At 48.0% G+C, this 25,536-nt stretch carries 16 protein-coding genes; 2 read left to right on the top strand and 14 right to left on the bottom strand.

Annotated elements, in window-relative coordinates:
- Positions 1 to 37: 37 nt before the first annotated feature.
- The 10 genes from lipA to JWH17_RS06140 all read right to left on the bottom strand — a co-directional run bounded on the left by lipA (position 38) and on the right by JWH17_RS06140 (position 10,433).
- Positions 38 to 928: a lipoyl synthase gene (lipA, locus tag JWH17_RS06185; RefSeq protein ID WP_205221721.1), complete on the bottom strand. Its 891-nt coding sequence runs from the start codon at positions 926 to 928 to the stop codon at positions 38 to 40.
- Between the two features lie 3 nt (positions 929 to 931).
- Positions 932 to 1,609: a lipoyl(octanoyl) transferase LipB gene (gene lipB, locus JWH17_RS06180; RefSeq protein ID WP_205221720.1), complete on the bottom strand. Its 678-nt coding sequence runs from the start codon at positions 1,607 to 1,609 to the stop codon at positions 932 to 934.
- 8 nt (positions 1,610 to 1,617) lie between these two features.
- Positions 1,618 to 3,096, bottom strand: a complete 1,479-nt coding sequence (gcvPB, locus tag JWH17_RS06175) for an aminomethyl-transferring glycine dehydrogenase subunit GcvPB (RefSeq protein ID WP_205221719.1) — start codon at positions 3,094 to 3,096, stop codon at positions 1,618 to 1,620.
- A complete protein-coding gene (gcvPA, locus tag JWH17_RS06170; RefSeq protein ID WP_205221718.1) occupies positions 3,093 to 4,427 on the bottom strand; it encodes an aminomethyl-transferring glycine dehydrogenase subunit GcvPA in 1,335 nt (444 codons plus the stop codon). Before gcvPA ends, gcvPB begins: the two co-directional genes overlap by 4 nt.
- Before the next feature lie 5 nt (positions 4,428 to 4,432).
- Positions 4,433 to 4,828 (bottom strand): glycine cleavage system protein GcvH, encoded by a 396-nt coding sequence (gene gcvH, locus JWH17_RS06165; RefSeq protein ID WP_205221717.1) that lies wholly within the window; start codon positions 4,826 to 4,828, stop codon positions 4,433 to 4,435.
- A 112-nt stretch (positions 4,829 to 4,940) separates the two neighbouring features.
- On the bottom strand, positions 4,941 to 6,224 hold the full coding sequence (locus JWH17_RS06160) for an aminomethyl transferase family protein (protein ID WP_205221716.1): 1,284 nt from the start codon (positions 6,222 to 6,224) through the stop codon (positions 4,941 to 4,943).
- Positions 6,225 to 6,275: 51 nt separating this feature from the next.
- Positions 6,276 to 6,719: an Lrp/AsnC family transcriptional regulator gene (locus tag JWH17_RS06155; protein WP_205221715.1), complete on the bottom strand. Its 444-nt coding sequence runs from the start codon at positions 6,717 to 6,719 to the stop codon at positions 6,276 to 6,278.
- A gap of 502 nt (positions 6,720 to 7,221) precedes the next feature.
- Complete coding sequence (gene tpx / locus JWH17_RS06150) at positions 7,222 to 7,722, bottom strand: thiol peroxidase (RefSeq protein WP_205221714.1); 501 nt, start codon at positions 7,720 to 7,722, stop codon at positions 7,222 to 7,224.
- A 635-nt stretch (positions 7,723 to 8,357) separates the two neighbouring features.
- Positions 8,358 to 8,933: a rubrerythrin gene (gene rbr / locus JWH17_RS06145; RefSeq protein WP_205221713.1), complete on the bottom strand. Its 576-nt coding sequence runs from the start codon at positions 8,931 to 8,933 to the stop codon at positions 8,358 to 8,360.
- Between the two features lie 588 nt (positions 8,934 to 9,521).
- Positions 9,522 to 10,433, bottom strand: coding sequence for an ADP-ribosylglycohydrolase family protein (locus tag JWH17_RS06140; RefSeq protein ID WP_205221712.1), 912 nt, complete (start codon positions 10,431 to 10,433; stop codon positions 9,522 to 9,524).
- A gap of 210 nt (positions 10,434 to 10,643) precedes the next feature.
- Between JWH17_RS06140 and JWH17_RS06135 the strand changes: the two genes are divergently transcribed.
- The gene (locus tag JWH17_RS06135) at positions 10,644 to 12,362 is read left to right on the top strand and encodes a methyl-accepting chemotaxis protein (protein ID WP_205221711.1); all 1,719 of its coding nucleotides are present in this window, start codon (positions 10,644 to 10,646) and stop codon (positions 12,360 to 12,362) included.
- A gap of 126 nt (positions 12,363 to 12,488) precedes the next feature.
- Here JWH17_RS06135 and JWH17_RS06130 read toward each other — a convergent pair whose 3' ends face one another.
- From JWH17_RS06130 to recC, 4 genes are all read right to left on the bottom strand, one after another.
- Complete coding sequence (locus JWH17_RS06130) at positions 12,489 to 13,406, bottom strand: selenium metabolism-associated LysR family transcriptional regulator (RefSeq protein WP_205221710.1); 918 nt, start codon at positions 13,404 to 13,406, stop codon at positions 12,489 to 12,491.
- Between the two features lie 342 nt (positions 13,407 to 13,748).
- The gene (recD, locus tag JWH17_RS06125) at positions 13,749 to 15,557 is read right to left on the bottom strand and encodes an exodeoxyribonuclease V subunit alpha (RefSeq protein ID WP_205221709.1); all 1,809 of its coding nucleotides are present in this window, start codon (positions 15,555 to 15,557) and stop codon (positions 13,749 to 13,751) included.
- A gap of 2 nt (positions 15,558 to 15,559) precedes the next feature.
- Positions 15,560 to 19,078 (bottom strand): exodeoxyribonuclease V subunit beta, encoded by a 3,519-nt coding sequence (gene recB, locus JWH17_RS06120; protein ID WP_205221708.1) that lies wholly within the window; start codon positions 19,076 to 19,078, stop codon positions 15,560 to 15,562.
- Positions 19,062 to 22,253 (bottom strand): exodeoxyribonuclease V subunit gamma, encoded by a 3,192-nt coding sequence (recC, locus tag JWH17_RS06115; protein WP_205221707.1) that lies wholly within the window; start codon positions 22,251 to 22,253, stop codon positions 19,062 to 19,064. The genes recB and recC overlap by 17 nt, the downstream gene beginning before the upstream one ends.
- Before the next feature lie 428 nt (positions 22,254 to 22,681).
- Here recC and JWH17_RS06110 point away from each other — a divergent pair, with 428 nt between their 5' ends.
- A complete protein-coding gene (locus JWH17_RS06110) occupies positions 22,682 to 25,528 on the top strand; it encodes a PAS domain S-box protein (RefSeq protein WP_205221706.1) in 2,847 nt (948 codons plus the stop codon).
- Positions 25,529 to 25,536: the final 8 nt, after the last annotated feature.

Genomic DNA, 25,536 nt, shown 5'->3' with positions numbered 1-25,536 from the left:
GTGGTGGTCCCTTTTTGCTAAGCGCACTGCAGCTTGCTCAGGAAGCTGCAGCCGGTTTTTTGGCGGCTAGAGTGTAGAGTTCTTCCGCTTGATAGGAACTACGCACAAAAGGGGCTGCTGCAACGCCTGCAAATCCTAAATGCAGGGCCTGTTGTTTTAACAGTTCAAATTTTTCCGGTGACAGGTAGTGTTCAACAGCAAGGTGATCTTTTGACGGTTGGAGGTACTGGCCCAGGGTGAGGATGTCGCAACGAGCATCTGCAAGATCGGTAAAGGCTGTTTGCAGTTCCTCTATAGTTTCGCCAAGGCCGACCATCATGCCCGATTTTGTTATCATGGTCACCTGCTTTTCCTTCACCTTTCGGAGCAGTTCCAGTGATCGGTGATAGACTGCCTGTGGACGTACGGTTGGGTAGAGGCGCTTGATGGTTTCCAGGTTATGGTTAAGTACGTCAGGTTTGGCTTCGATAATGGCATCCAAAGCATCCCAGTTACCTTGCAGGTCCGGGATAAGGACTTCGATCAGCGTATCCGGGCTCAATTCACGTATCGCTTCTATTGTCTGTGCAAAGTGGTGGGCACCTCCGTCAGGCATATCATCCCTGGTCACGGAGGTGATCACAGCATAGCGTAGCTTCATGGTTTTTACAGCCTGGGCAACTCTTGTGGGTTCATCTTTTTCAGGAGGTCCCAGCGCACCGTGCTGGACGGCACAGAACCTGCAATTTCTGGTGCAATGATCGCCTAGAATCATGAAGGTAGCTGTTCCCTTGCCATAGCATTCAAACTGATTGGGACACATGGCTTCCTGGCAGACAGTTGCCAGGTGGTTTTTCTTTACCAGTTGCCGTATTTTTTCGTAGTTTGGTCCTGAAGGCAGTTTTCGCCTGAGCCAAGGTGGTTTCCCGCTTTTTTTTATTTCTTCCATTTCTTATGCGTTGGTTGCCACCAGTTCTGTCAGGGGGGTATCCTCAAACTGAAGATCAAGCAAGGTGGCAAGGTGTTTTTTGAGGTGGAATTTCACCGTTTTCAGGTCAAGGGGGGTGCCTGTTTCTTGTGCCAAGGAGGTCATTTTCGTGTCAGTCAGACCGCACGGATTTATCCAGGAAAATGGTTCCAGATCAAGGTTCACATTAAGGGCAAGTCCATGGAAGGTCACGCCGTGACGAATGGCAATGCCGATGCTGCCCATTTTTCGATCGTCGACCCATATGCCATGGTTCCGTTCATTTCGGCAAGCACTCACGCCTGCATCCTCAGCACTGCGTAACATCACTTCTTCAAGCAGGGAAACATACTCGCTGACCGAAATACGTTTGTCGCGTAAGCTGAAAATGGGGTAGAGAACAAGTTGGCCCGGAGCGTGATAGGTGATGTCACCACCACGCTCGATATGGACCAGGTCGATACCCTGCCGGTTGAGGAAATCGTTGCTGACTCCAAGGTGTTGCTTACCGCCTCTTTTGCCTAGCGTAAAGACCGATGGGTGCTCCAGTATGAGGAAATAGCCCTTCTCGGCTTGTCCTCTGCACAGCGTGACCAGCCTGGTCTGGAGGGCGTACGCCTGCTGGTAGTCGATCAGGCCAAGCTCAACCCAGGCAGAGTGCATCACCGTCCTTATTGTTCGGCAGGGAGGGTTGGCCCGGTAAGACATGGACAGCGGGCAGCTTGTACCTCATCCAGACGCCTGACCTTGCTGATTTGAGGGGCGTTACGCAGCTTGTCTGGTTCCTCTTTGGCTTCCCTGGCGATTTCCTTCATGGTGGCAATGAATTGATCGATATCCTCTTTGCATTCAGTCTCTGTCGGTTCGATCATTATCGCCCCATGGACAATCAGAGGGAAATAAATTGTCGGCGGATGAAAACCGTAATCGATGAGTCTTTTGGCCATGTCCAGCGTCGTTACCTTATAGTCTTTCTGGAGTTGGTCACTGAAAACACATTCATGCATGCATGGTTGTGGATACGGCAGGTGGAAGGTGTCCTTGAGCTGCTCCCGGATATAATTGGCATTGAGTACTGCTAACTGGCTGGCCTTACGTAATCCTTCCGCCCCCATGGAAAGGATGTAGCTGTAGGCGCGGACCAGCACTCCGAAATTGCCATGAAAACCATGTACCCTTCCTATGGAATCTTTACGGTCTTGTTCCAAGCGGTAAATATCACCGTCTTTCCAGGCACGGGGAACTGGTAAGAAGGGCTCCAGTTCTTTGGTGACGCACACAGGGCCTGCTCCTGGGCCACCTCCGCCATGGGGTGTGGAAAAAGTTTTGTGCAGATTGAGATGGAGGACATCGACCCCGCACTTTTTCATGTCTGCCACCCCAAGGACGGCATTCATGTTAGCACCATCACCATAGACAAGGCCGCCTTTGGCATGGACGATGTCGGCAATTTGCCTGACTTGGCCTTCAAACAGCCCCAGGGTGTTGGGGTTGGTCAGCATGATGCCGGCTGTTTCTTCATCCATCAGTTCACGGACATCAGCCGCATCCAGCATGCCGTTTTCGTTAGATTTGAGAGCAATGGCTCGGTAGCCGCAAAGTGCTGCAGAGGCAGGATTGGTTCCGTGAGCCGTGTCCGGGATGAGAATCTTGGTTCGTTTGGAATCGTGGCTTTGGTGATAGGCGTTGAAAATCAACATCCCTGTCAGCTCACCGTGGGCACCGGCAGCTGGTTGAAGAGAGACCGCGTCCAGGCCGGTTATGTCGGCAAGATAGTTTTGCAGTTCATACATGATTTGCAGAACACCTTGGGAGTATTGGTCGTCAAGCATGGGGTGTGCTGCTGCAAGTTGTGGTGTGGCAGCTTGCTTTTCATTGATTTTTGGATTGTACTTCATCGTGCATGAGCCCAGTGGGTACATGCCGCTGTCCACTCCGAAATTCCATTGAGAGAGGCGGGTGTAATGCCGTACCACATCAACTTCACTCAGGTCGGGAAAATCTACGGGTGTACCTGTCAGCTCCTCGTCTAAAGGCGCTTGCGGTACATCACTGTGGGGAATGGACATGCCTTTTCTGCCTTTTTTTCCTTTTTCCCAGAGCAGTGGCTCGTCCAGGATCAGGCCGCTGGTTCCTACGCCATTTTTCATGATTGCACCTCGTCTGCTACTCTGTCCATGTCCTGTCGGGACGTGGTTTCTGTTATTCCGAAGAGATATCGTCCCTTAAGCTCTGGATACAGCTTGCTAAGTTCCAAACCGGCGACAATGCCTTGCTCAAGCAAACGTTGATGGGCGGGTTGAAAGTCGTGAGGAAATTCAACGACAAATTCATTAAAAATCGGGGCTTCAAAAAAAAGGCGCGCGCCTCGAGCAATGAGAGCATTTTTCAAGTACTGGGCTTTATCATAGTTGAGGCGGGACAGTTCACGCAGGCCGGTGCCGCCAAGCGAAGCCATATACATACCGGCGGTCATAGCACAAATGCCCTGGTTGGAACAAATATTGGAAGTTGCCTTTTCCCTGCGTATATGCTGTTCCCTGGTTGCCAGGGTCAATACATAACCACGCTTGCCGTCCAGGTCCTTAGTTTCGCCTACAAGGCGACCGGGAAGGTTCCTGGTAAAGGGTTGCCTGCAACCGAACATTCCCAGCCCCGGACCGCCAAAGGAACGGGCGAGGCCGAAGCTCTGCCCCTCACCACAGACAATATCCGCCCCGCATTTTCCTGGGTTTTTGAGCAGGCCATACGCCAGTGGTTCCGAAAAACAGGTAATGAACAGAGCCTGCTGCTCATGGATTGCCTGGGCAGCGCCGGCAAGATCCTCTATCACGCCAAAAAAATTGGGGGACTGGAGCGCAACCGCTGCAACATCTTGCAGGCCGGAAAGCCCACTGAGATCAGTACGACCGTCTTCCAGGTAAGGCAGTTCGATCAACTCAAATTCTGTGGGGTGCAGGTAGGCCGCTGCGGTTGCTCTGTAGTGCGGGTGGATGGCTGCAGAAACAGCTACTTTGGTTTTCTTTTTGCCTATCCTCAGTCCCATTAAAAGTGCCTCGGCAAAAGCGGAAGCGCCATCATACATGGAGGCGTTGACAACATCCATACCCAACAGGCGAGCGGTAAGGGTCTGGTACTCGAAGATACCCTGCAGTGTTCCCTGGGCCATCTCCGGCTGATAAGGGGTGTAGGCAGTCAAGAACTCAGATCGACTCATCAGGGCTTTGACCGTTTCCGGGATGTGGTGATGGTTGCTACCCGCTCCGATCAGGACCTTGAAGTTTTGGTCAACCTTCATGGTTTGCGCAATTGCCTGCATATGATCGTTCAACTCCCACTCCGTTTTCGGTTCGGGGAGCTGCCATTCATTGGTCATGCGGCAGGAGTCGGGGATGCCGGAAAAGAGATCCTCCAGACTCTTGTTGCCTGTCACCTGCAGCATTGCTGTTATGTCTTCCTGGGTGTGAGGGAGGTATCGCATGGTGCTTATCCTTTGAGAAGGTCCATGTAAGCAGAGGCAGAAAGCAGTTGGTCGTATTCCTCTGGAGTGCTTGGTTTAATTTCGATCATCCAGCTATTGTAAGGATCTTCATTAACGAGTTCGGGGGAATCGTCCAGCTCCTCATTGATGGCAATAACCTCTCCGCTCATGGGGATATAGAGTTCGGAGACAGCTTTCACCGACTCCAACGTGCCGAATTCATCACCTTTGTTGAAGGTGTCGCCGACAGTAGGAAGTTCTGCAAAGACAATGTCTCCAAGCTGATCCTGGGCATAATCACTTACGCCGATTTTAATGGTTTCCCCTGTCTTTTGGGCCCATTCGTGATCTTCTGTATAACCGAGGTTCTCGGGTAAATTTAATTCGTTTAATTCTTTCATAGGGTTTACCTCCAGGCAGTATTAATTAGGGTGAAGCAAGGCCGGTTGTTCCTGTCTGGGTAAAACAGGGCTTAGTTTGATGAATGTACTAATATTGTAGATAAAAACAGCGTTATAATGAAGGAATCATTTTGGTCACCGGTCTGCGTGCAGTGCGACCGGGTCGAATATCCTCCCTTATCTCTACCTTTAGCTTACGCTTACCGTCTGTCAAGATTACCTGGGTGCCGGCATCGAGCTTGGTGTTGATTTTAACAAATCCGCAACAGAGGCCTTTTGGTTGAAAATTTTCAGGTTTGCCCTCTTCTTCGCTGCTTGCCAGACTGATGATCGCGTGGTTAACACGGTCAATGGCCATGTCGGTTGTACAGGTCAAGGGGATGCCGAGGATGTTGCCATCAAGGTCTGTGACTTTACTTTTTTCGCCCAGCGGAATTTTTCTCAGATCATACCCTGCAAAGGGAAGGGTCCAAGTGGATGAAGCCATGCTTTCCAGCATTTCTCTTCCCACGAAATTTTTAGTAAAGCTGTTGCTATCCGGATCACGAGGCAGAGTGAACAACCACGGATTATCGGCAAAGGGCCAGTCGCCGATATCTTGATGGGAGAGCGGTAGACCTGCGCCTGACCTGAGGGAATCTCTTGCAGCCAAACCACAAGGGATAAGTCCTTCTTCTTTGCCGGCCTCAAGAAGTTGTTGCCACAGTGATGTAATGTGTTGTGGCGCAACAAAGAGTTCAAAGCCAAATTCACCCGTATACCCTGTTCTTGATACCATGAGCGGGGTGTTGTCGAGTAGTTCGGCCTGGAGGAAGGGTAGTTTGTTTTGGTCAAAGGAACCTTTAAAGGAAAAGTAGATCATTTTATCAAACAACACTGCCGGGTCTTTTATAATTTTGGCAAGGATTCGACCGGAAGCAGGTCCTTGGATATCCATCTTGCCTACTTGGTCGGTAAGGTCATGAACATTTACCTGTTCATCTGGAAGCACGTGGTCGGCAAGGTGCGTTTGTATGGTTTTCCCCATGGCTGCATTGACAACCAGCATGTAGTCGTTGTCGGTGAACTGATAGACGATGGCATCATCAATTACTCCGCCTTCCTGGTTAAGAAAAATGCCATAGACGCATCTGCCGGCGACCAGAGGTGTTTTATTTTGGCCGATACAGGCATCAATGTCTTTGGTAAAGCAACGCTGGATGAGGGTCCTTCCATCTTTACCGTTAATGGTCAGGACTGCCATGTGGCTGGTATCAAATAACCCGGCAGTATTGATTACGGCAAGGTGTTCAGCTTTAGCCCCGGCAGGATACCAGAGAGGCATCTCATAGGAGCCGAATTCTCCCATGTTTGCACCTTGAGAACAGTGCCAGCTGTGAAGAGGTGTTGTTTTCATTTGCAGCTCCTTATGATTAATGGTGGCAAACAGTTCTATCCAAAGGGTAGCTCAGCCGGGTAAGGGTACTTTGAGATTAAAGCTCTTGTAGACAACAAAAGTCTCAACAGACCGTACGTTTTTTATGGTGGCAACTTCCTCGGTAAAAAATTCAAGGAGGCCGAAGTCATTTCTTAGCATGACGGTTACTATCAGGTCAAACCGACCCGTAACAACGCAGACAGAGATGACACCCTTAAGCTTGCTGAATTCTTCTCCTTTTTTGACCAGATCCATGTCTTTTACCTGTACCCCCACCATCACAACCTGTTGGTCCGGAAGGGCCTCTGGATTGACCAGACCGTTGATCGACAGAATTCCTTCCTCAATGAGTTTCCTGATGCGTGTTCGTACGGTACCTTCGGCAAGGGAGAGTTTGTCAGCAATGGTTTTATAGGGCACCCGGCCATCTTTCAGGTGATTGATGATGGCTATATTGATCGGATCTATTTTCATGAAAAATGGTTGAGTAAACAGTTTTATAATGCATAATAAGTAAGAAATACTGCTGAATATGTCAATGAAGATGTCAAAAAATGAGTATTTCGATGGTTGGGGGCCGTGCTATGACAGTTTAGGGGCACAGGTAGTCCGAAGGGGGGAACTTTTTGATTGAAAATGAAAAACAGACCGTTAATTGTAGGATTGCTTTTTAATAAATAATATCAATTATTTGGGTTTAAAGTGAAAAGGGTCGTGAGAGATTCGGGGTAGGGCTGTTACTTGCGATCAGGCCTGTTTTATCTATAGGATATGCAAAGAATTCGTCATCGGTAACGACGTTCGGGGAGAATGACAAATTTACTCAGTCTGCAGGTTGTAGGTGCTTGGAAAGAGGTCTCTAGCTGAGGAAGGGATGGGGGAGCAGGAATGAGAAAGTGTTCCTGCAAAAAAGGGCAACTTGCCTCGTTCCGGTCGGCCCTTGTCGGGCCGACCGGAAAGGGAAGGTCGGTATTGATTAACCAAGTGCTGCAAGGGCAGCGTCATAATTTGGTTCTTCTGTAATCTCAGCTACTTGCTCCGAGTATGCTACATCGCCTTTTTCGTCGACTACAACAACAGCCCGCGAGAGCAGACCTGCAATGGGACCGGTTGTAATGGTAACACCGTAATCGTTGCCAAAAGCAGGTGAACGAAAAACAGAAACAGGTACGACATTATCAAGTCCGTCAACCTCACAGAATCTTTGGTGAGCAAAAGGAAGGTCGGCAGATACGCAGAGAACAACAGTATTGTCGTTTTGAGAAGCAATCTCGTTGAAGCGTCTTACAGAAGCGGCACAGACGGATGTGTCGATGCTTGGAAAGATGTTGAGTACTACCTTTTTGCCACTGAAATCGCTGAGAGAAACGTCCGACAGGTCTGTTTTTACAAGAGTAAAGGCCGGTGCTGCAGCCCCCTGTGCGGGAAGGTTGCCGACGGTTTCAATAGCGTTACCCTGTAAGGTGATCTGGGCCATGATAGGTCTCCTTGATTGTGTTTATATGAAATGAAAAAGCAAGAAAAACGTTCTCAATATACTGCTGATGTATACAGTAGTATGTTCTTGTTGAGAATCATAATTTGTTGCATAGAGTAATCATTCTCTTTAAGCTGTAAAGTGTTGGCGTAATTTTTTTAAAAAAAGATAACGCCTTAAAATTATGAGCAAAGAAAACTCATCGCTATGTAATGTAAAATATGATCAAACCCTGAAAAGGGTGACTATGAAAGTCACCTTGCTTAACGTTGCTGAACAGTGACAGGTAGAGATGAAGGCGAAGCTATTTGTTTTATAACCACACGCTGATCTCCTGGACGGAGATCAGCGGTAACCCAAATTTCTCATGAACTTTTTGGTTTCAAGCTCAATTAATTGATATTGTTAAATAAAATACAATTTGTACTATTAACAGTGTGTTTTTTGTTTTTAATCAAAAAGTTCCCCCTTTGGGTCAATAGATTTTTCCGCAGGATTTACGTTACAAGCCACTTGCGGTAGTTTACCATCGGAGTCTACCTTACCTGCTGCGCGGCTTGTGCCTTACCCTGTGAAAAACTTTATTGATGAGAAATCCGGGTTAAAGACCCACCAAAAGATAGTATTTTTACAAACTACCAGTTTTCTCCGAGCAGCTCAAAGTGAGCCTGTGGGTGATCACAGGCCGGACAAACCTCTGGAGCATCGTTGCCGGTATGAAGGTATCCACAGTTGCGGCAGCGCCAGGTGACCTTTTCCTGCCGTGAAAAGACGATACCATTGTCTATATTGGCTCTCAGGTCCTGGTATCTTTTTTCATGCTGCTTTTCGGCAACGGCAATTGCCATAAAAATGGATGCGATATCGGGGAAACCCTCCTCTTTAGCCGTTGCCGCGAATTCGGGATACATAACAGTATGCTCGTAGTTCTCCCCTTGGGCCGCTTCAGTCAGGTTTTCTGCAGTTGTACCGATTACCCCAGCAGGGAAGGCCGCATTAATTTCGACCTCTCCGCCCTCAAGGAGTTTAAACAGCCGTTTGGCATGTTCTTTTTCCTGGTTGGCGGTTTCTTCGAAAATAGATGAAATTTGAACATAACCTTCTTTTTTGGCCACGGAAGCAAAGTAGGTATAACGGTTTCTTGCCTGTGATTCGCCGCAAAAGGCAGTGAGAATGTTTTTTTCAGTTTGTGTTCCTTTGAGTTTTGTCATGTTTTTCTCCTTAGTTGTTGGGCAGTGCAATAAGATTACTAGTGTGTTTAGCAAGGTGGTTTGAACAAGAACTGATCCTTGCTGTTAGATTGTTTATATGAACGACCACCGAACAGTTCTCATGAATAGCTGGATTTTGTCGATGAGTCTGACCAATGTTTTTCCGATTGTCCGGAAGGTGCATGGCATTCAGTGTCTGCCGGTAAAAAATCGGTATTCCTCTCTTCTTATGGTGTCACATTGGAAATGGCAATGTTAATCACCGGAACCTGCAAAATGGGCGTGGTTTTCGGAGGGCTCCATACGCTGGTAGATCACTTTCAGCCCACCGGTTCTGCCGTTTTTTTCAAAACCATGTCATTAGGTGTTGGATATTCTTCATGGGTATAGAGAAAAAGAGTTGAAAAATATAGTAATGAGCAGCCCTTTTTGAACAACGAAACAAGATGCGCAGACTGCTGAAATAAAACTTCCCCCCACGCATAAAAAGCCACCCTATTTTATTATATAAGCCGAAACTAAGATAGTGGATAAGCGGGGATACCTCAACCTATTTGCATCATTTTTTGCCTGTTGGAGAAAGGGCTGTTAACCCCTCTTTTCCTGCTTGAGTAGCGATAAGAGCTGTTGGTGTTTATTCAAACCTGTTAGCCATTCGTTCGGGATGGCCTGACTCCCCAAGTAGGCGCCCAAGAGCATCCCTGCTGTAAGTCCACGTGCGGCAGAATCCCCTCCTGCCATGACATTGGCGATAAGTGCCGCCTGTAGATCGTTTTCATATTTTACTACGAGATGCACTGCGCCGGGAAGGGCAGAGGCGATTGTACAGGCTTGGCCGAAATCCTTTATAACTTTTTCCGTTTCCTTCCCTTGGGTATCCAGAGCGGACCGAATACGGTTGTCAAGATCAAGGTCATTTACTCCCTCGTTAAGCGCTTCTTCCATGGCTGCCACAGGCGATAAGCCGTGAAGAATGTTATACGCCGACCGGGCAATGAAAACAGCACCGCTAATAGTTGCCGGATGATTGTGGGTCATACTTGTTTGCTGGGTAGCTGCCTCTACCAGATGTTCTTGGTCGTTTTGATACCAGAAAACAAGGGGGGCGATCCTTGCTGCCCCGCCAAGATCCGTGGAAGAGGAGCCACATGACTCAGGAACACCATTTTTTTGCAGATTTGCCAGGGTGGTTTTTGTAGCCGTATCTATATAACCATTGTAATCGGCAAAGAGCTGCTGCCAAAGAGTAGAAAATGCCTGCAGGTCAAATCCGTTGTGTTGGGAAAGAGAGGTGAGCAATGTAAATGCCTGGTCACCGTAATGGGTAAAATCGCCTTGCTGCTTGTGCTGGTGATAAGAAGTGGGCAGCGGAGCGATGAGCTTATCTACCAAACCGAACTGGCTGGTGATTTCATTGGTATCATATATCCAGTGAGCTCCCAGGGCAAGAGAGTCAGCGGTAAAAGAGGCCAGTACCATTGAAGCAGCTTTTTCATTCATAATGTTCTCCATGGGCATATGCGGTGTCAGTCATTAGATATGATCTATGGAGAAACAAATAGGACTGCTCTAAAGAATTGTCAAATATGAGGATGACGGGGAAGAGTATTCTTGAAAGAAGCGTTTTATTTTTGACCTGTGGTTGGTGTAAGTGATTTACTTCAACTAACAGTTCCATTTTTTTTCAATATTTTTGCTAAGGATAATCCTGTGAAATTCCGTGATCTCTCTATCAAGTGGAAAATGTTGGTTCTGGCCCTTACCGGTCCCATACTTATTGCTGTAGTCCTTGCTGCACAACGGACAGCCGATATTCGATCCAGTGCAGAACGTACTGTTGTCGACAAAAGTAAGGCCATTGTACTTATGGCCGAGGCGACGAGAAACGAAATGTCGAAAAAACTCGACATGGGCGTCATCAAACCTTTTGCAGAGATTCCACCGAACAAGGTGATCCAGGCTGTCCCGGTGGTGACCGCTATCCAAGCAGCAGCGGTTAATGCTGAAAAGTCAGGCTATACCTTTCGGGTCCCCAAAGTGAGTCCCCGAAATTCAAACAATGAGCCAACTCCTTATGAACTGGCTATCCTCGAAGAGATCAAGGCAAAAAATCTCAAAGACAAGATCATTATCACTGACAATGAAATCCGTTATTTCAAACCGATTAAACTCACCAAGGAATGTTTGTTCTGCCATGGAGACCCGAAGGGGAGCAAAGATCCCACCGGAGGTACTTTGGAAGGGTGGAAGGTCGGTGAAATTCATGGAGCTTTCGAAATTATCAGTTCTTTGGATGCTGTTAATAAGGAGGTAAGAAGCACGACTGTTTCTATCATAATCTGGACTTTGGGGATTATTCTCTTTTGTTCCCTGGTAACATGGTTATTGCTTGATCGCCACGTACTTAAACCGTTACGATCAACCTCCAGTGAAATCAGTAAAGTGGTAGGTAAAGATTTGACAGGTTCCATGCAGGTGATGAGTAAGGATGAATTCGGCACCATTAACCGGGAACTGGGTGAGATGAAAAAAGAACTGCAGGGGGTAATGCAGGGTATCTCACAGTCGGCAGATCATCTTGAAGAGAATTCGTCGGAACTCAATCACGCTGCAGATGATTTATCAAGCGGTAGCGATGAGATGAAATCGCGCTCCATGAGCGTTGCCGCTGCGGCAGAAGAGATGAGTGCAAATATGAATTCCGTAGCAGCCGCAACCGAAGAAGCCTCTACCAATATCAGCCTTGTAGCAGAAGCAACAGAAGGGATGGCACGTACACTTGCCGATATTGTAAAAAATACAGAAAATGCGCAACGGATTACTACCATTGCGGTGAAGGAAGCCGAGTCGGCCTCTGCCAAGGTGAATGAGCTTGGGGGAGCAGCTTCAACAATCGGCAAGGTGACGGAGACCATCACAGAGATATCGGAACAAACCAACTTGCTCGCTCTTAATGCAACCATAGAAGCTGCACGTGCAGGAGAGGCCGGCAAAGGATTTGCTGTGGTAGCCAATGAGATTAAAGACCTGGCTCATCAAACGGCTATAGCAACCGAAGAAATTCGAAATCAGATAAATAATATTCAAACCTCTACATCGGAAACCATCGGCCAAATTGGACAAATCACCAGCGTTATTAACGAAGTTAATGAAACGGTCCAGGTGATTGTCAGTGCTGTTGAAGAACAGAACCAGACAACGGTAGAAATTGCCGAAAATATTTCTCAGGCAACCCTTGGCATTCAGGAGGTCACGGAAAATGTTGGTCAGAGTTCTGTGGTTGCAGATGAGGTGGCCAAGGATATTCAGACGGTAAGCAGCAACTCCGGTGAAGTTGCGCAGCAAAGCAATGAGATGAACCGTCGTGCAGCGCGCCTGGGGCAACTGGCAAGTGAACTACGCTCCATGATCAGCGAGTTTAAGGTCTGATCCTTTTATTAAGGGCGGGCATTGGGTATCATTGCCATTTAACCTGGAGAAATCCGGATTGATATGTTGGGTGATAGGGTTTGCAATGACATGCCTGGCAATCTGATAAAGGTTGTCAGGCTTCTTTTACTCTTTTAGGCGACTTGATTGTTTGGGTAATTTTTTTATTAAAAAGGTAGTGAAAGCCGCTGCTATGGGAGTGAGTTCTCTGTTTTTTCTTTGAATCAGGTAAAAGGGACGTTCCATGGGCTCGTTATCAAGCGTCAGCCCGACAAGGGTTCCATTCTTGATTTCTTCGGCTACTGCTTTTTTGGAGAGAATGGATATGCCAAGCCCTGCCTTAACAGCCTCTTTGACAGCAGCCGTTGAGCCGATAGTCGCGATTTCGAAAACATTTTTTTCCTTGAGCCCTTTATTTTCTAAAATCTTGGCCACCACTTTGCGGGTCCCGGATCCTTGTTCACGGTGAATAAAAGGATGCTGCAGTATTTCTGCAACTGGGACGTTTTTCTTCTGGGCAAGTGGAGAATTGGCCGGGACGATGATGAGCAGCTCGTCCATATAGAGTGCATGCCAGTCAAGGGCTTTATCGTTCCAGGCAGCGCCGATAATGCCTATATCATACGTGCCTTCGATAACTTTTTGCGCAATGCTTTTTGAGTTGGCAATATTGATATCCACTTTCACCTCACTGTAGGTTGCGAGAAAAGCAGCAAGAGAGCAGGGAAGAATGTAGGTCCCGGGGATTGTGCTGGCCCCAATAATGATGCGTCCTTTGAGATGACCGCTGAACTCTTCGATGGCCTCTAATGATGCTTGCTGGAGGCGAATAATTTTCAGTGCATAGGAGTAAAATAACTGACCAACTGGTGTTGCTTCGACATGCCTGCCAAGCCGGTCAAAGAGTTTTTGTCCCAATTGTTCCTCAAGGTTTCGAATATGTTCGCTGACAGTGGGCTGGGAGATCATTGCCCATTGGGATGCCTTGGTAAAACTCTTATACTCAACGACTTTGCAAAATACTTCGAGTTTTCTGATGTCCATATTCTGTTGACCGGCGAAGAGGAGGTTGATGGAAAGTGATGAGTGCAAATAAAAGTACGACGAATTGGAAGTAAAAACCAATGCTACCCGGATTTTTTATCAGTTCAGGCGGTGCCGGGTTCAATGTTTTTAGTAGTAAATCATAGTGGGCCACCGGAGTCTACGTTTACCTTTTACTGTCAAAATACTGAAGAAGATGGTACCGCCTGGACCGACCTTTGGTGAGTAGTTTGATTAATTTTATATCTGATTCGTTTTTAAAAGCATCAGTTTGAAATTAATAGTTTTTTCTGAAAATGACAAGATGCTCATGAGAAATTTGGGTTAAAAGAAAAAGAAGAGTCAGGGGTGATGTAGTTTTTTGTGCAGGCCTGAAAAACGAATGGCAGGACGAAGAACAGCGACTTTCAGGAGCTCCAGGTTTGTTTGGATGGTGAGGCTTTTTCGTGCGCGCGTTATCCCGGTATAGAGCATCTCTTTGGTCAAGAGTGGAGTGTCAACGTTTGGAAGCACCAGCAGCACATTGTCAAACTCAGAACCTTGGGATTTATGAATAGTAATGGCATACCCTGTTTGATGTTGCGGTAGCCGTAAGCGCGAAAAATTACGTAATGTTCCATCCGGCTGCGGAAACCAGCCGTACAGTTCGCCTGTCGAATCCGGCCAGAGTATACCTGTATCTCCATTGAAAAGCCCCAGGGCGTAGTCATTTTTGAGGATCATGACCGGGCGGCCTGCATAATCGCCTCCCTCAGGCGTAATACATTTGTGCTGATATAAAATCGATTCTACCTCGTAATTGAGCGTCTCAACCCCTTGTTTTCCCTTATGGAGAGCACAAAGAATTCGGGCGTGATTAAAGTGGGCCAGGGCATCCTCTGGTGTCTTTGCTGTGAACAGAGGGGAAAAGTGACGGAGGACAAACTGTTGCAGATGTGGAGCCTGAGTATCTGAGTCTTGCTGCTCAACAAGCTGTATGTCCAGGTCGCCATACTCTGCGGTACAGCATCTATCGATTATGGTTGTATTCTGTCTGTTGATAGCGGATGCAAGTGTACCGATTCCTGAGGAAGCATCGAAACGATGACTTTGCTGCAGCTGGACCAGACAGTCGTCCATGGGCGTGGCCATGGACGATGCCTTGTGGTTTTGACCGGTTATCGCCACCAGGAGTTGTTTGATTTCTTCCGACCAGGCGGGCGTTTTCGGACCACATATATCGGCAAACAGGTTGCCTGCCTCCACTGAAGCCAATTGATCCTTGTCGCCGAAGAGGATTAGTCTGCAGGTAGGCGGAAGGGCATCAAGTACAGCTGCCATAAGGGGGATGTCGATCATCGATGCCTCGTCAATGAGCAGCAGATCCAGGTGGAGCTGATTATGTTTATTATGCCGAAACCTGCCAGAGTGATGATGGTATTTGAGCAGTCTGTGCAGGGTAAGTGCTTCTTCTGGAAAGTTTACCGCAAGATGCTGAGGAAGACTTTTTTTCGCCTGCAGGAGTGATTCCTTCAATCTGGCTGCAGCTTTTCCGGTTGGTGCTGCCAGGCTTATCCGGGTGGAGCCTGGATGCAGAGCTGCCTGTGCGGCCAGTATACGTGCTGCGGTGTATGTTTTGCCTGTGCCTGGTCCTCCTGATACTACAAGCAGGTGCTTGATCAGGCTAAGCGCTACTGCAGCGCACTGCCAGTCAGGGGCTGTATTCGGTTGGGTGGCGGGGAAAAGTGTTTGGATGGTCTGCTGTGCTTTGTTCAGGTCAATCTGGTCAACAAGATGACAGCGCTGCTGCAGATGATGGGTAATGGTATTTTCATACAAGAGATAGCGGTGGAGGTACAGATTGCCATGTCCATCCAGGATCAGTGGTGCTGCTGCCTCTGGTGTACCGACAACTGCAGTGGCCATCAGCGCTGCTTTGATTTTGGCTGGAGTTGTTTGAGGGAAGAGCTTCAACCGATTGATTGATTGGGTTAACTGGTTGAGTGGCAGGCAGACATGCCCTTCGGCAACGGCCTTGCTGGCAAAGGCTGTGGCAAGGGGGAGAACAGTTCGGGTATCCTTGCCACTGAGTCGATGTAAAAAAAGTCCGGCCTGGACATCGATTGCGCGAAAGGTGCCGTTGTGTTGCAGCTGGTACAGGATTTTGTCCATGATCAGGCGATTTTTCCTCGGAAATATTCATCAAGACGATAGATCAGTTCTGGAGCCGGCTTGGTGAAAAAGATACCGTTATTTTGTTGGTAATCAGGGTGCATCCCTCGAAGAAACAGGTAATAGATGCCGCCGAAATGGCTGTCAAAAGTGTACCCTTTGACTCGGCTTGCCAGGAAACGATGCAGAGCAAGGCTGTAAATGAGGTATTGAATGTCGTAGCGGTGTTCGGCCATGGCGAGCTCGAGCATATCTGCAGTGTAGTCGGATGCAGCGGAGCCAAGATAGTTGGATTTATAGTCTGCGATATAAAAACGATTATTGTGGATAAAAACCAGGTCAATAAACCCCTTCATCATACCTTTTATTTCATGAAGCTGGGTAGAAAGTGGTGAAAAATTCCATTGCGACAAGAGGTGATTAAACCCAGCTACATCGACTTGAGCCAGTGGGAACAGGAAAGAAAGTTCGTTAATTTTCTCACTTGCCGTTATCTCTTGCAGAGAGCACGCCTCTGGTAATTGCACAGAGAGAAGGGCTGCGTACCATCTTTCAATGAAAGGCAGCCACTGGTTGTCGATCCCTGCCTGAGTGATTGCATTGGTGATGGTTTCTGTCCAGGTCGAAGGAGAGGCTGTAAAATCGATTTTTTCAAAAATTGTATGGAGACATGTTCCCGCAGTTGCTCCTCGGGGAAAAGAAAAGGCGTCTTGAAATGGTTCCTGTTCGATCGGTATTGGCGGTAACTTGTGACCGGAAGAAGCAGTGCTGAAAGTTGTATTGTCTGCGGTCAGCTGAGAATAACTGGTCATGTGCCATCCGGATTGGATACGGGCCTCAAATGGTGCGACCTGCAGCTGTTCCACGGTCTCATCTGCCGCTAAAATATGATCTGGAAATGAAGGAGGCGATTGCTTTATTGCGATCAGCTTTTCTTGGATATTTAATTGTTCCAACTGCTGCAGTATCGCTTCTTCGCTGAGGAGTGTGCCGCCGGAGTCCGGATGAACAAGGGCTGCAAGAGCAGACGTCTCCATGGAAGATATGGTTCCCCAGCAAAAATAACAGCAGCAGCGTGCCCTGGTCAGTGCCACATACAGCAGTCGCATTGCCTCTGCCTGTTGTTCCTGCTGCGCAAGCTGCTGGTTCTCTTTGCTGCTACTGTCCAGATCAATCACCGCATCAAAAGTGGACCGATCATGAAAAATGAGCGGTCCGGTGCTGTTGGCAGCTCTACCGGACCAGAGAAAGGGTAGAAATACGATGGGGTATTCCAGCCCTTTTGATTTATGAATGGTGACTATCCTTACCAGGTTTTCATCGTTTTCAAGACGGATCTGCTGGTTTTCCGCCTCCTGTTCGGGCTTGTTTATTTGATTGGCAAACCAACGAACCAGGCTCGCTCTGCCGTGATTCCCGGCAGGTGATTGCTGGAGCAGTTCCATGAGGTGTAGATAATTGGTTAACTTTCGATCACCGCCATGCAGCGCACTCAGCCGGTGTACCACTTTCTCGGTGGCAAATAATTGCTGCAGCATGGGCATCACTCCCTGATCCTGCCAGAGTTGCGTATACTGCTGGAGTCGATTGAGGTACTGATCCCATTGATCGGGATGAGTGCGCAGTGCAGCAAGAGTGTTACCGTCACATCCGAAACAATCTGAAGCAAGGGCCGCACATATGGTTCCGGTATCGGTCAGGTCAAGCAGGGCAGTCAGGAGTGTGTAGAGCTGGCCAGCCTCTGCTGTGGAAAAAACAGACTCACGACTGTAATAGACACTGGTTATGCCTCGCCGATTGAGTGCCTGCTGCATTAGTTTTGCTTCGTTATGTGTTCGTACCAAGACAGCTATGTCGCCCGCTGTTAACGGGGTGGTTTCAATACATGCGCGTCCTCTGCCTGCAGCCTCCAGTAGCTGGAGTATTTCGTCGGCACAGTAGGCTGCTGAAGCTTGTGCTGCCGTTTCTTTGTTGATGGATTTGCTGCGTGAGCTGGTAATCAGATACTGGCTGGAGAGTATGAGTGCTGTCAGGGGAAGTGCTGGTTTCCCGTTGAGGAGAAGCGATTGCTCTTTCGCATTCGGTGCCGGACTGACAGGATGAAAAGATATATCGGGTTCAAAAAGAAAACTGTCTGGTTGTTGAAACAACGTATTAACCGCTCGTATCATGGATGCTGAGGAACGATAGTTCACTCCCATTGTATAACGGCAATCAGGGGGTGTTTGCCGCCGGGCATGGATATAGGTAAAAATATCTGCTCCACGGAAAGAATAGATAGCCTGCTTCGGATCACCGATCATAAACAGAGAACCTGGTGCATCGCCCTGGTAAATATGGCTGAAAATGCTGTACTGGAGAGGATCCGTGTCTTGAAATTCATCGACAAGTGCCACTGGAAAAATCTGCGCAATCCGTGCGGCGAGCAAGGGGCCTGAAACCGACTTTTCCAGAGCCCTGGCGAGATAGGTTAGTAAATCATCAAAGAAAAGCCAGGATTGCTCAGCCTTTCGAGATGCAAGTTCGGTGAAGAGATATGCCCGGGCCTTTTGGATGATTGCGATCCTGAGGCTGTGTATATATTGGTGATGGATGAGATAAAATTCTTCAAACGTGCTGAAAAAAAGGTGTGCAGGAGGGCTTTCACATTTTTTCTTGATATGTTGTGTAATGCTAGCCTGCTGTAACAGGGCAAGATGTTTTGGCAAGTGGTAGGGAAGGATTTGGTTTTGAGCCAGTTCCTCCATGGTCTCCATGATTTCCACGACCTTGTCATGGCGATAGGTCTTTTCGCTGCGTTTCAGGCAGGGATCCTGCTCCAGGATGAGGCTAACCTCTTCCTGACTTGAAGACCACAGACGACAAAGAGTCTTCCACAGGGTTTGGCTGTCAGCTGCCAGCGCAGTCAGTTCTGCGTCTGTTACTTGCGGTATGACCACTGCCTGGGGGAGGGACAATGAATTTTTCAGCTCTGCCAGCAATTCTCCGGGACTGGACCAGTTTTGATTGACCCAGTCGGCCATTTCCCTGGTTGCGCTATAAAATTGGTTCCTCCAGAAATCTTCCATAATCTGGAGTTGAACAGGCTGTTCTGTTTCAAGGAACTCTGGGGAGAATGGTGCTCCTGTCTCAAAGGCGTTGTCCAGCAGGATGCGCTGGCAGAAACTGTGAATGGTGAATATGGCTGCCTCGTCCATTCTGACCAGCGCGTCACGTAGTCTTTGTGATGCTGTATCATGTCGAAAATTCTTGAGAAATACGGCAGTTTGTTGATCTTGCAGTCTGCCATGGGTGAAATAATCCAGGGCATCCCTGAGCCGGGAGCGGATCCGGGTACGTAATTCATCGGTTGCTGCACGGGTAAAGGTCACCACCAATATTTCATCTACAGACATCCCCTGCTCAACAATAAGGCGCAGGTAAAGCAACGTCAGGGTGAAGGTCTTGCCTGTTCCGGCACTGGCTTCCAGCAGGCGGATGCCGGAGAGCGGCATGCGGTAGGGGTCAAGTGGCTGCATCATCTGGCTCAATATGTTCCAGCAGCGGCATAAACAGTTCGCTGAGTTGGATAAATTCATGGTCTAGCGGATCAATACTCTCTGTACCGAACACCAATTGATAGGCAGGATGTTCACGCTCACCCCGGACCCAATAGTTTCCCTGCCATTTTTGGAGAGCATCTTTCGTTTGTTTGCCTGGCTTTGCCTTTGCCGCGGCTAAACTTGATTCCGGGAAGAAGTGAAGCGGTCGGGTTGCTCCTGCAAAAAAGAGGGTAAGGAGCTGGTGGAGGTGCTGTTGCGGATCTGCAACCGGCATAAAAACCATCGTCTGCTCCTTGGAACAATGGACGGAGCGTGGTGGAACCCCTGGTGGCGCAGCCAGGTTAAGGAGTAGGTGATTAATCCACATCTCTAAAAGGGTTGCACTTTTCACATGCGCACTACGCCAGGTAACCCTTCCTGTACCGTACAGATTGTGCAACCACCCTTTCAGCTGCCACGGGCCAATCGACGCGTCAATTTCGATCGGAGTACACTGCTCAAGGGTTAGGTCGCCTATTTTTGTGGCCAGCAGAGAAGAGCTCTGTCGCATTTCATCCATGAGGGTAATCCCGAATCCTGCCTGGGGAAGGATGCCGGATGTATGCAGGCGATGTTCAATGGCATCTATTTGCTGGTTGCTGATAAGTGATTGTACCGTCTCCTGCCGCAGGAAAAATTGCTCAAGAGCGTCCAGGGAAAATGGTTCTGCCTCCTCCAGGCTGACTAAACTCCCTTCTGGGCGAATTCCCAACTGGTTTTCAAGGAAAAAGCGGACCGGGTGTTTCCAGAAAGTGATAAGCTCCTGGGCTTCAACCGTGTGCTTAACTGAGTCGGAAGCGAACTTGAGCTCCTTCACAAAGGGGCCGGCAGGCTTTTTACGAACAGAAGGGAGCCATTCAGGCGCGTAACTGGAGAGTAGGTTTTTTACCTGGGCAAAGGATTTAGGGCTAAAAGGTTGCAACGGGTGGACAGTGGTTACCTGTTGGCTTGGCGGTGTTGGCTCTTGAGGAAAAGAGCTGTCCAGATAATCCAGTAGCTCACAGACAACCGCTGAGGGAGGAGATTCCGCATTGTCCCGCTGGTCTCTCCCGGTCCATGAAATATAAAGCGTATTTTCGGCAGAGAGTAGTATTTCCAGGAACAAATAGCGATCATCTTTCCGCCGATCCCGGTCCCCCAGTCTTGGTTCTGTGACGGTAAGGTCAAAGGAGAATGTCTGCTGTACACGGGGAAAGGCAGCGTCATTCATCCCCAAGAGACAGATGACTGGAAATGGTACAGCCCGCATGGGAACCATGTTGCAGAAAGTGACTCTCCCGGTGAGGAAGACCCGGCCGGATGCCGGCTGTTGCAGTTGCCTGTTAAAATGGAGCATGACAATGTCAGGATCAAGCAGGCTATCCAGTGCGGCATTGTGAGTATCTTGACTAAATTGAAGAATGGCTTCTGATACGATGGTAAAACCGACCGGGTCACGTTCCTGGTCAAAAAAAGTGTGAAGTAGCTCTAGCAGGAGCTGGGACCATTGTTCTGCGTTTCCGGCTCTATGTAATCTGGGGAGCCAGTTCTGCAGTTGAGAGATAAAAGATGCAAACCCGCCCAGCAGTTCGGCATAGCTTTCACTCATGGTTGGGTAGGGGTATAATCCTTGAAAATGTGCATCATCGCCAACCATGAAGTACCCAAGCAGGAGTTTTTGCAGACCGAATTGCCAACTGTTTTCATCAAAAGCAGCGCCTTCAAAGCTGCATCGGTGTTGGTGGTCAATCCCCCATCGTATTCGGACTTCGTCGACCCATTGTCGTATTTTCGGCAGGTCGGTTCGTTGTAATGCAAAACGTGCCAGCAGCGGATCCGTCTCCAGTAAAGCCATGACCTCCGGTGCTGTGCATCGCCCCTTGAACAGGGCAAGGAGGTCTAAAAAAGCTTGAACGGTGACCGCTTCTTTACTCAGCGGGCTGTCAGCAATGGAGAAGGGGATGCGCCTATCAGGAGCAGCGCTGTTAAACACTCCGCGTATGGCATCGGCATATTTTTCAATATCAGGCGCTGTAACGAGAATATCGCTTGCTGTAAGTTCAGGGTTGTCTTGAAAGAGATCAAGAAGACGGTTGTGGAGTACCTGGACCTCCCTTAACGGCGAGTGGCAGATGTGAAACTGAAGAGAGTGGTCGTGGTTGAAGGGGTGCAACTGTTGATAAAGAGGATCCGTGCCGTCTTCAAGAGTAAGTAATTGGTTCTGGACGGTGCCAAGTATGGACGGTTCGGCGTTTTTACAGTATTTATCAGTTACATCAATATCATACTCCAGTAAGTGTTGCAGGAAATCACGGCCCACCGCCCCCCATGAAGAAAGCAGAGGGTTACCGGTTGTGATATATAGATCTTGCTGCTCCTGGAGGGGGTGGCCGCGTTTTTTATTCTGTCGAGCCTGTTCTTTCTCTGATTGCAGGTCTCCCCAGTATTCCTGGCAGGGACTGAGGTGAAAAAGATGGATTTCAGAGCATGTACTCATTTGCACCAGGAGCTCAAGGTAGACCGGCGGCAGGGAGTTTAAGCCGAACAGAAAGCAGCGGCGGGGGAGATCCGGGGGACAGAAAGATTTTTTCCCGTGCTGGGAGAGAAAGGTGGTGAAAAGCTCGGCCTTGTGAACGACACCCTGGCTTACATGCCGCCACAGCTCAGCTTGCCAGGATTGATCATTGTCCTGATCCCATTGTGAAATAATATCAGGACGGTAAACCTGGTATTTATCAAAAATATCACTTATGGCTTCAGCCAGCTGATAACATTTGATCGCCTGGGTGTTACCTTGGATATATTGGTGTACTTCCTTGAATTGGTCTTGGGTGGCCAGTTGAGGTAGTGCGTCAAAGATACGCCATAAAAGTACCGGTTGCTCAAAGCCTGACAGATCTGCAGTCGTTCCGGTAAATGTGTTGAGCATGTCGCCCAGGAAACGACCGGGAAGCGGAAATTCAAGATGAGCTGCGATGCCGTTGATTGCAGCGAGTTGTAGCGAAATCCATTGTGCCATTCCATGGTGCTGAACAACAATGATATCAGTATCCAGAGGAGAAGAGGGGTTGGATGAGAGGATATCGCTCAATTGCCGGACTAGTGTTTTCAGCTTGTTGGATTGGTATAGAAACAAGAGGGTTTCACCTGTAAAAATGATCCCGATTATGCCGAAGGGATAAAAATAATGTTTTGTATGTGAACGAGTGTGATGGGCTTTTAGATATCCATCAATAGTTCAGTCCTATGATAATCGGGCAAATAAATTTTGGAAATAGATATCATTTTGCTATAATTTTAATAACTCACGATGTACCCCTGATTTCTCGTGGACATTGTATTAATTGACTCAATTGTACACAATTTCTTCATATTGGAACGGCAAAGCTGCAGAATGTTCACCTTTAATCCGTTAATTCTGCTTCATGTTCTGAGTTTTTGGTAATAAATATAGACTATTAACGGATTTTATGCTTGGCTATTTACAGCCGGAAAACTTGAATCCGGTGTCGCCTTAACTGATGAGAAATATGAGCTAGTGCTATTCATTAACAGCTAATTTACATGCGCCGATTTCCTTACTCATATGTGCTGCTTTCCCTGGCAGCGACCCTTACTTTGGCAGGATTGTTTTACCTACCATATCTTTCCGTGAGGAACAAAACGATAAAAACCTTCCATGAACAGCAAACCTTGTTGCTGGACCAGGCCGTTAAAGGTGTTCAAGGGTATTTTTCCACTTACCAACATGCACTTGAGTACCTGGCCGAGCAAGACTCTATTCTTGAACTGGATAGCAGCGGAAAATTATTGATGGAAGATTTTTATGCTATTCATAAGTCACGGCTTTTGGCAGTCTTTCGTAGTGATGAAAATGGGGACGTTGTCTTTGCTACCACGGGAAGGGAGAACAGCCCATGGAGTGGGATAGATAAGCAGGTTCTGAAACAGGTTCTGTTGGAGAAAGCTCTGGCTGTCAGTGAACCGATTGATGCTCATCAGAAAGAATGCTGTGTCGTCATGACGCAACCTGTTTTTAGAGCGGATATGTATTTTGGGAATATTTCCTTTCTCATTTCTTTTAAAGAGGTCGCCAAAAGATACATTGATCCGGTGAAGCTTGATCGTGCGGCTTATGTCATGCTGTTTAGCCGCAATGGTATAACACTCCATGCTCCACAACCGGAATTAGTCGGTACGCCGATAAACAGCTATCGTCATAATGAACTACAGCAGCTGCACGCAAAGATGGAAGGGGGGCAGAAAGGCTTTTTTACCTTGACCGAGGATTTTATTGTCACCGAGCAGAGGCGCGATCTTCACCGCCACGGAGTGTATCTGCCGGTGAATTTACCGGGTGGTAATTTTTGGTCTATTTTGATTGTCGCGCCGGAAAATGAAGTCCTGTATACAATGGCTGCCTTTCGCAAACAATGGTTGATCGTGACCGTCATTACAACCATAGCCGTCGGTTGTCTCAGCATGGGCTTGACCCTGGTAATAGCCGGAAGAAGGGAGGAAAAAAAACAAAGGGAGGTCGAAGAGCAGTTGGTGATTTTGCTTGATCATGCTCCCATGGGCGTTTTACTTGTTAATGGGAAGGGTACGGTAACGTATGCCAACAAAGCAGCATCCCACATGATAGAAGTCGATTCCCGGCAAACACTCTACAATGCTCCTTTTTTAGAGTTCATTCATCAGGATGATCAGGGAAAGATCGCTGATAAATTGAGGAACCGACAGCCTGGAAATGCCGGGGAAATCGCTTCTGTCACCGTCACGACTACTGGAAAAACCAATCGTGATGCCAAGGTTTCAATAACTCCTTTTACTCTGGGCAGTGAACGGTGCGCTATTGTTATCCTTCAGGATATAACTGAGGAGCTCAAAGTAGAGGAAACACAGCGTCGCCTGGCAACAGCTGTTGAACAGGTCAGTGAGATAGTGATGATCACCGACACTGAAGGCATTATTGAGTATGTCAATGGGGCTTTTGGGAAAATGACCGGTTACAGCCGGGAAGAGGCTTTGGGAAGTGAATACTTTCTGATGTGTTCCAGTGACAATGACAAACATCTGTTTGAGCATATTGGGGAAGTTGTCAGCAGGGGGGAAACATGGCGGGGAAGGATCATCAATAAAAGGAAGAACAGTACAGTCTTTATTGTTGCTTCGTCTGTCTCACCGGTTCGTAATCATGTAGGGCGAGTCACTCACTGGGTAACTGTACAGCGCGATATTACCAACGAGGTCGAAATTGAATCCCGTCTCCGGCAAGCACAGAAAATGGAAGCAATCGGCACCTTTGCCGGTGGGATTGCCCATGATTTTAATAATATCCTGGGTGCTATAATCGGCTTTACCGACATGGCACTCTTGCAAAGTGAAAAAAGTTCCGAGCTCTATGATCACCTGGTCCATATTCGTCAGGGAGGGAAACGGGCTGCCGATCTTGTGCACCAGATCCTTACTTTCAGTAGACAGTCAACCATGGAAAAGATAGCTGTCACCGTTGCTCCGGTGATCAAGGAGAGTCTACGTCTTATCCGTGCCTCCATTCCATCAACCATTGCTATTGAAAGACATATCCTTGATCAGGACAGCAAGGTCATGGCGGCACCTGTCCAGCTGCAACAAATCATGATGAATCTATGTAGTAACGCTTTTTACTCTATGCGGGAAAAGGGGGGGACATTGACGATTATTCTGGAACAGGCCTCAAGCGACAAGTGTGGTGATCTTGACGTCGGTTTCGGCGATACCTGTCTCTGTCTGACTGTCCAGGACACTGGGGTTGGGATGGAGGACGCAACATTACAGCGCATTTTTAATCCGTTCTTCACAACAAAGGAACCTGGTGAAGGCACTGGAATGGGATTGAGCGTTGTACTTGGTATTGTCCAGGACCTGGGAGGCGATGTCCAGGTAGAGTCAGTTGTTGATAAAGGGACGACTTTCAGTATCTACTTGCCGCTTGCAGGCCAAAGCGGAAGTGGGGAGCTGTTGATCAGTGAAGCACCTTTGCCGAGCGGTACCGAGCATGTTCTTGTTATTGATGACGAGAAAGATATCAGGGAAACCTTCAAGATGATACTTAATCATTTTGGATATAGCGTCACTACAACCAGCAATCCTAAAGAAGTTCTGTCCCTGTTGCAGGATAAAGATTGCAGCGTAGATTTGGTCATCACTGATCATACAATGCCGGTGATGACAGGACTTGAATTAACTGAAAAGATAGCAGAAATAAGACCTGAGCTGCCAGTGATTCTCTGTACAGGTTATTCTGATAAATTAAACTTAGATGCTGCCATAGGTGCGGGGGCATGCGCCCTTATGATGAAGCCCGTGGATCTTCAGGAACTTGCATCTTCGGTTCGCTCCGCACTGGAGAGTTCTGTCTCCTCTTGAGCAACAGG

Origin of the sequence: Desulfogranum marinum, from assembly GCF_016918565.1 — a bacterium.
Taxonomy (GTDB): domain Bacteria; phylum Desulfobacterota; class Desulfobulbia; order Desulfobulbales; family Desulfobulbaceae; genus Desulfogranum; species Desulfogranum marinum.
The sequence above is the reverse complement of the archived record's forward strand: the minus strand, read 5'-3'. Positions and strand labels throughout refer to the sequence as shown.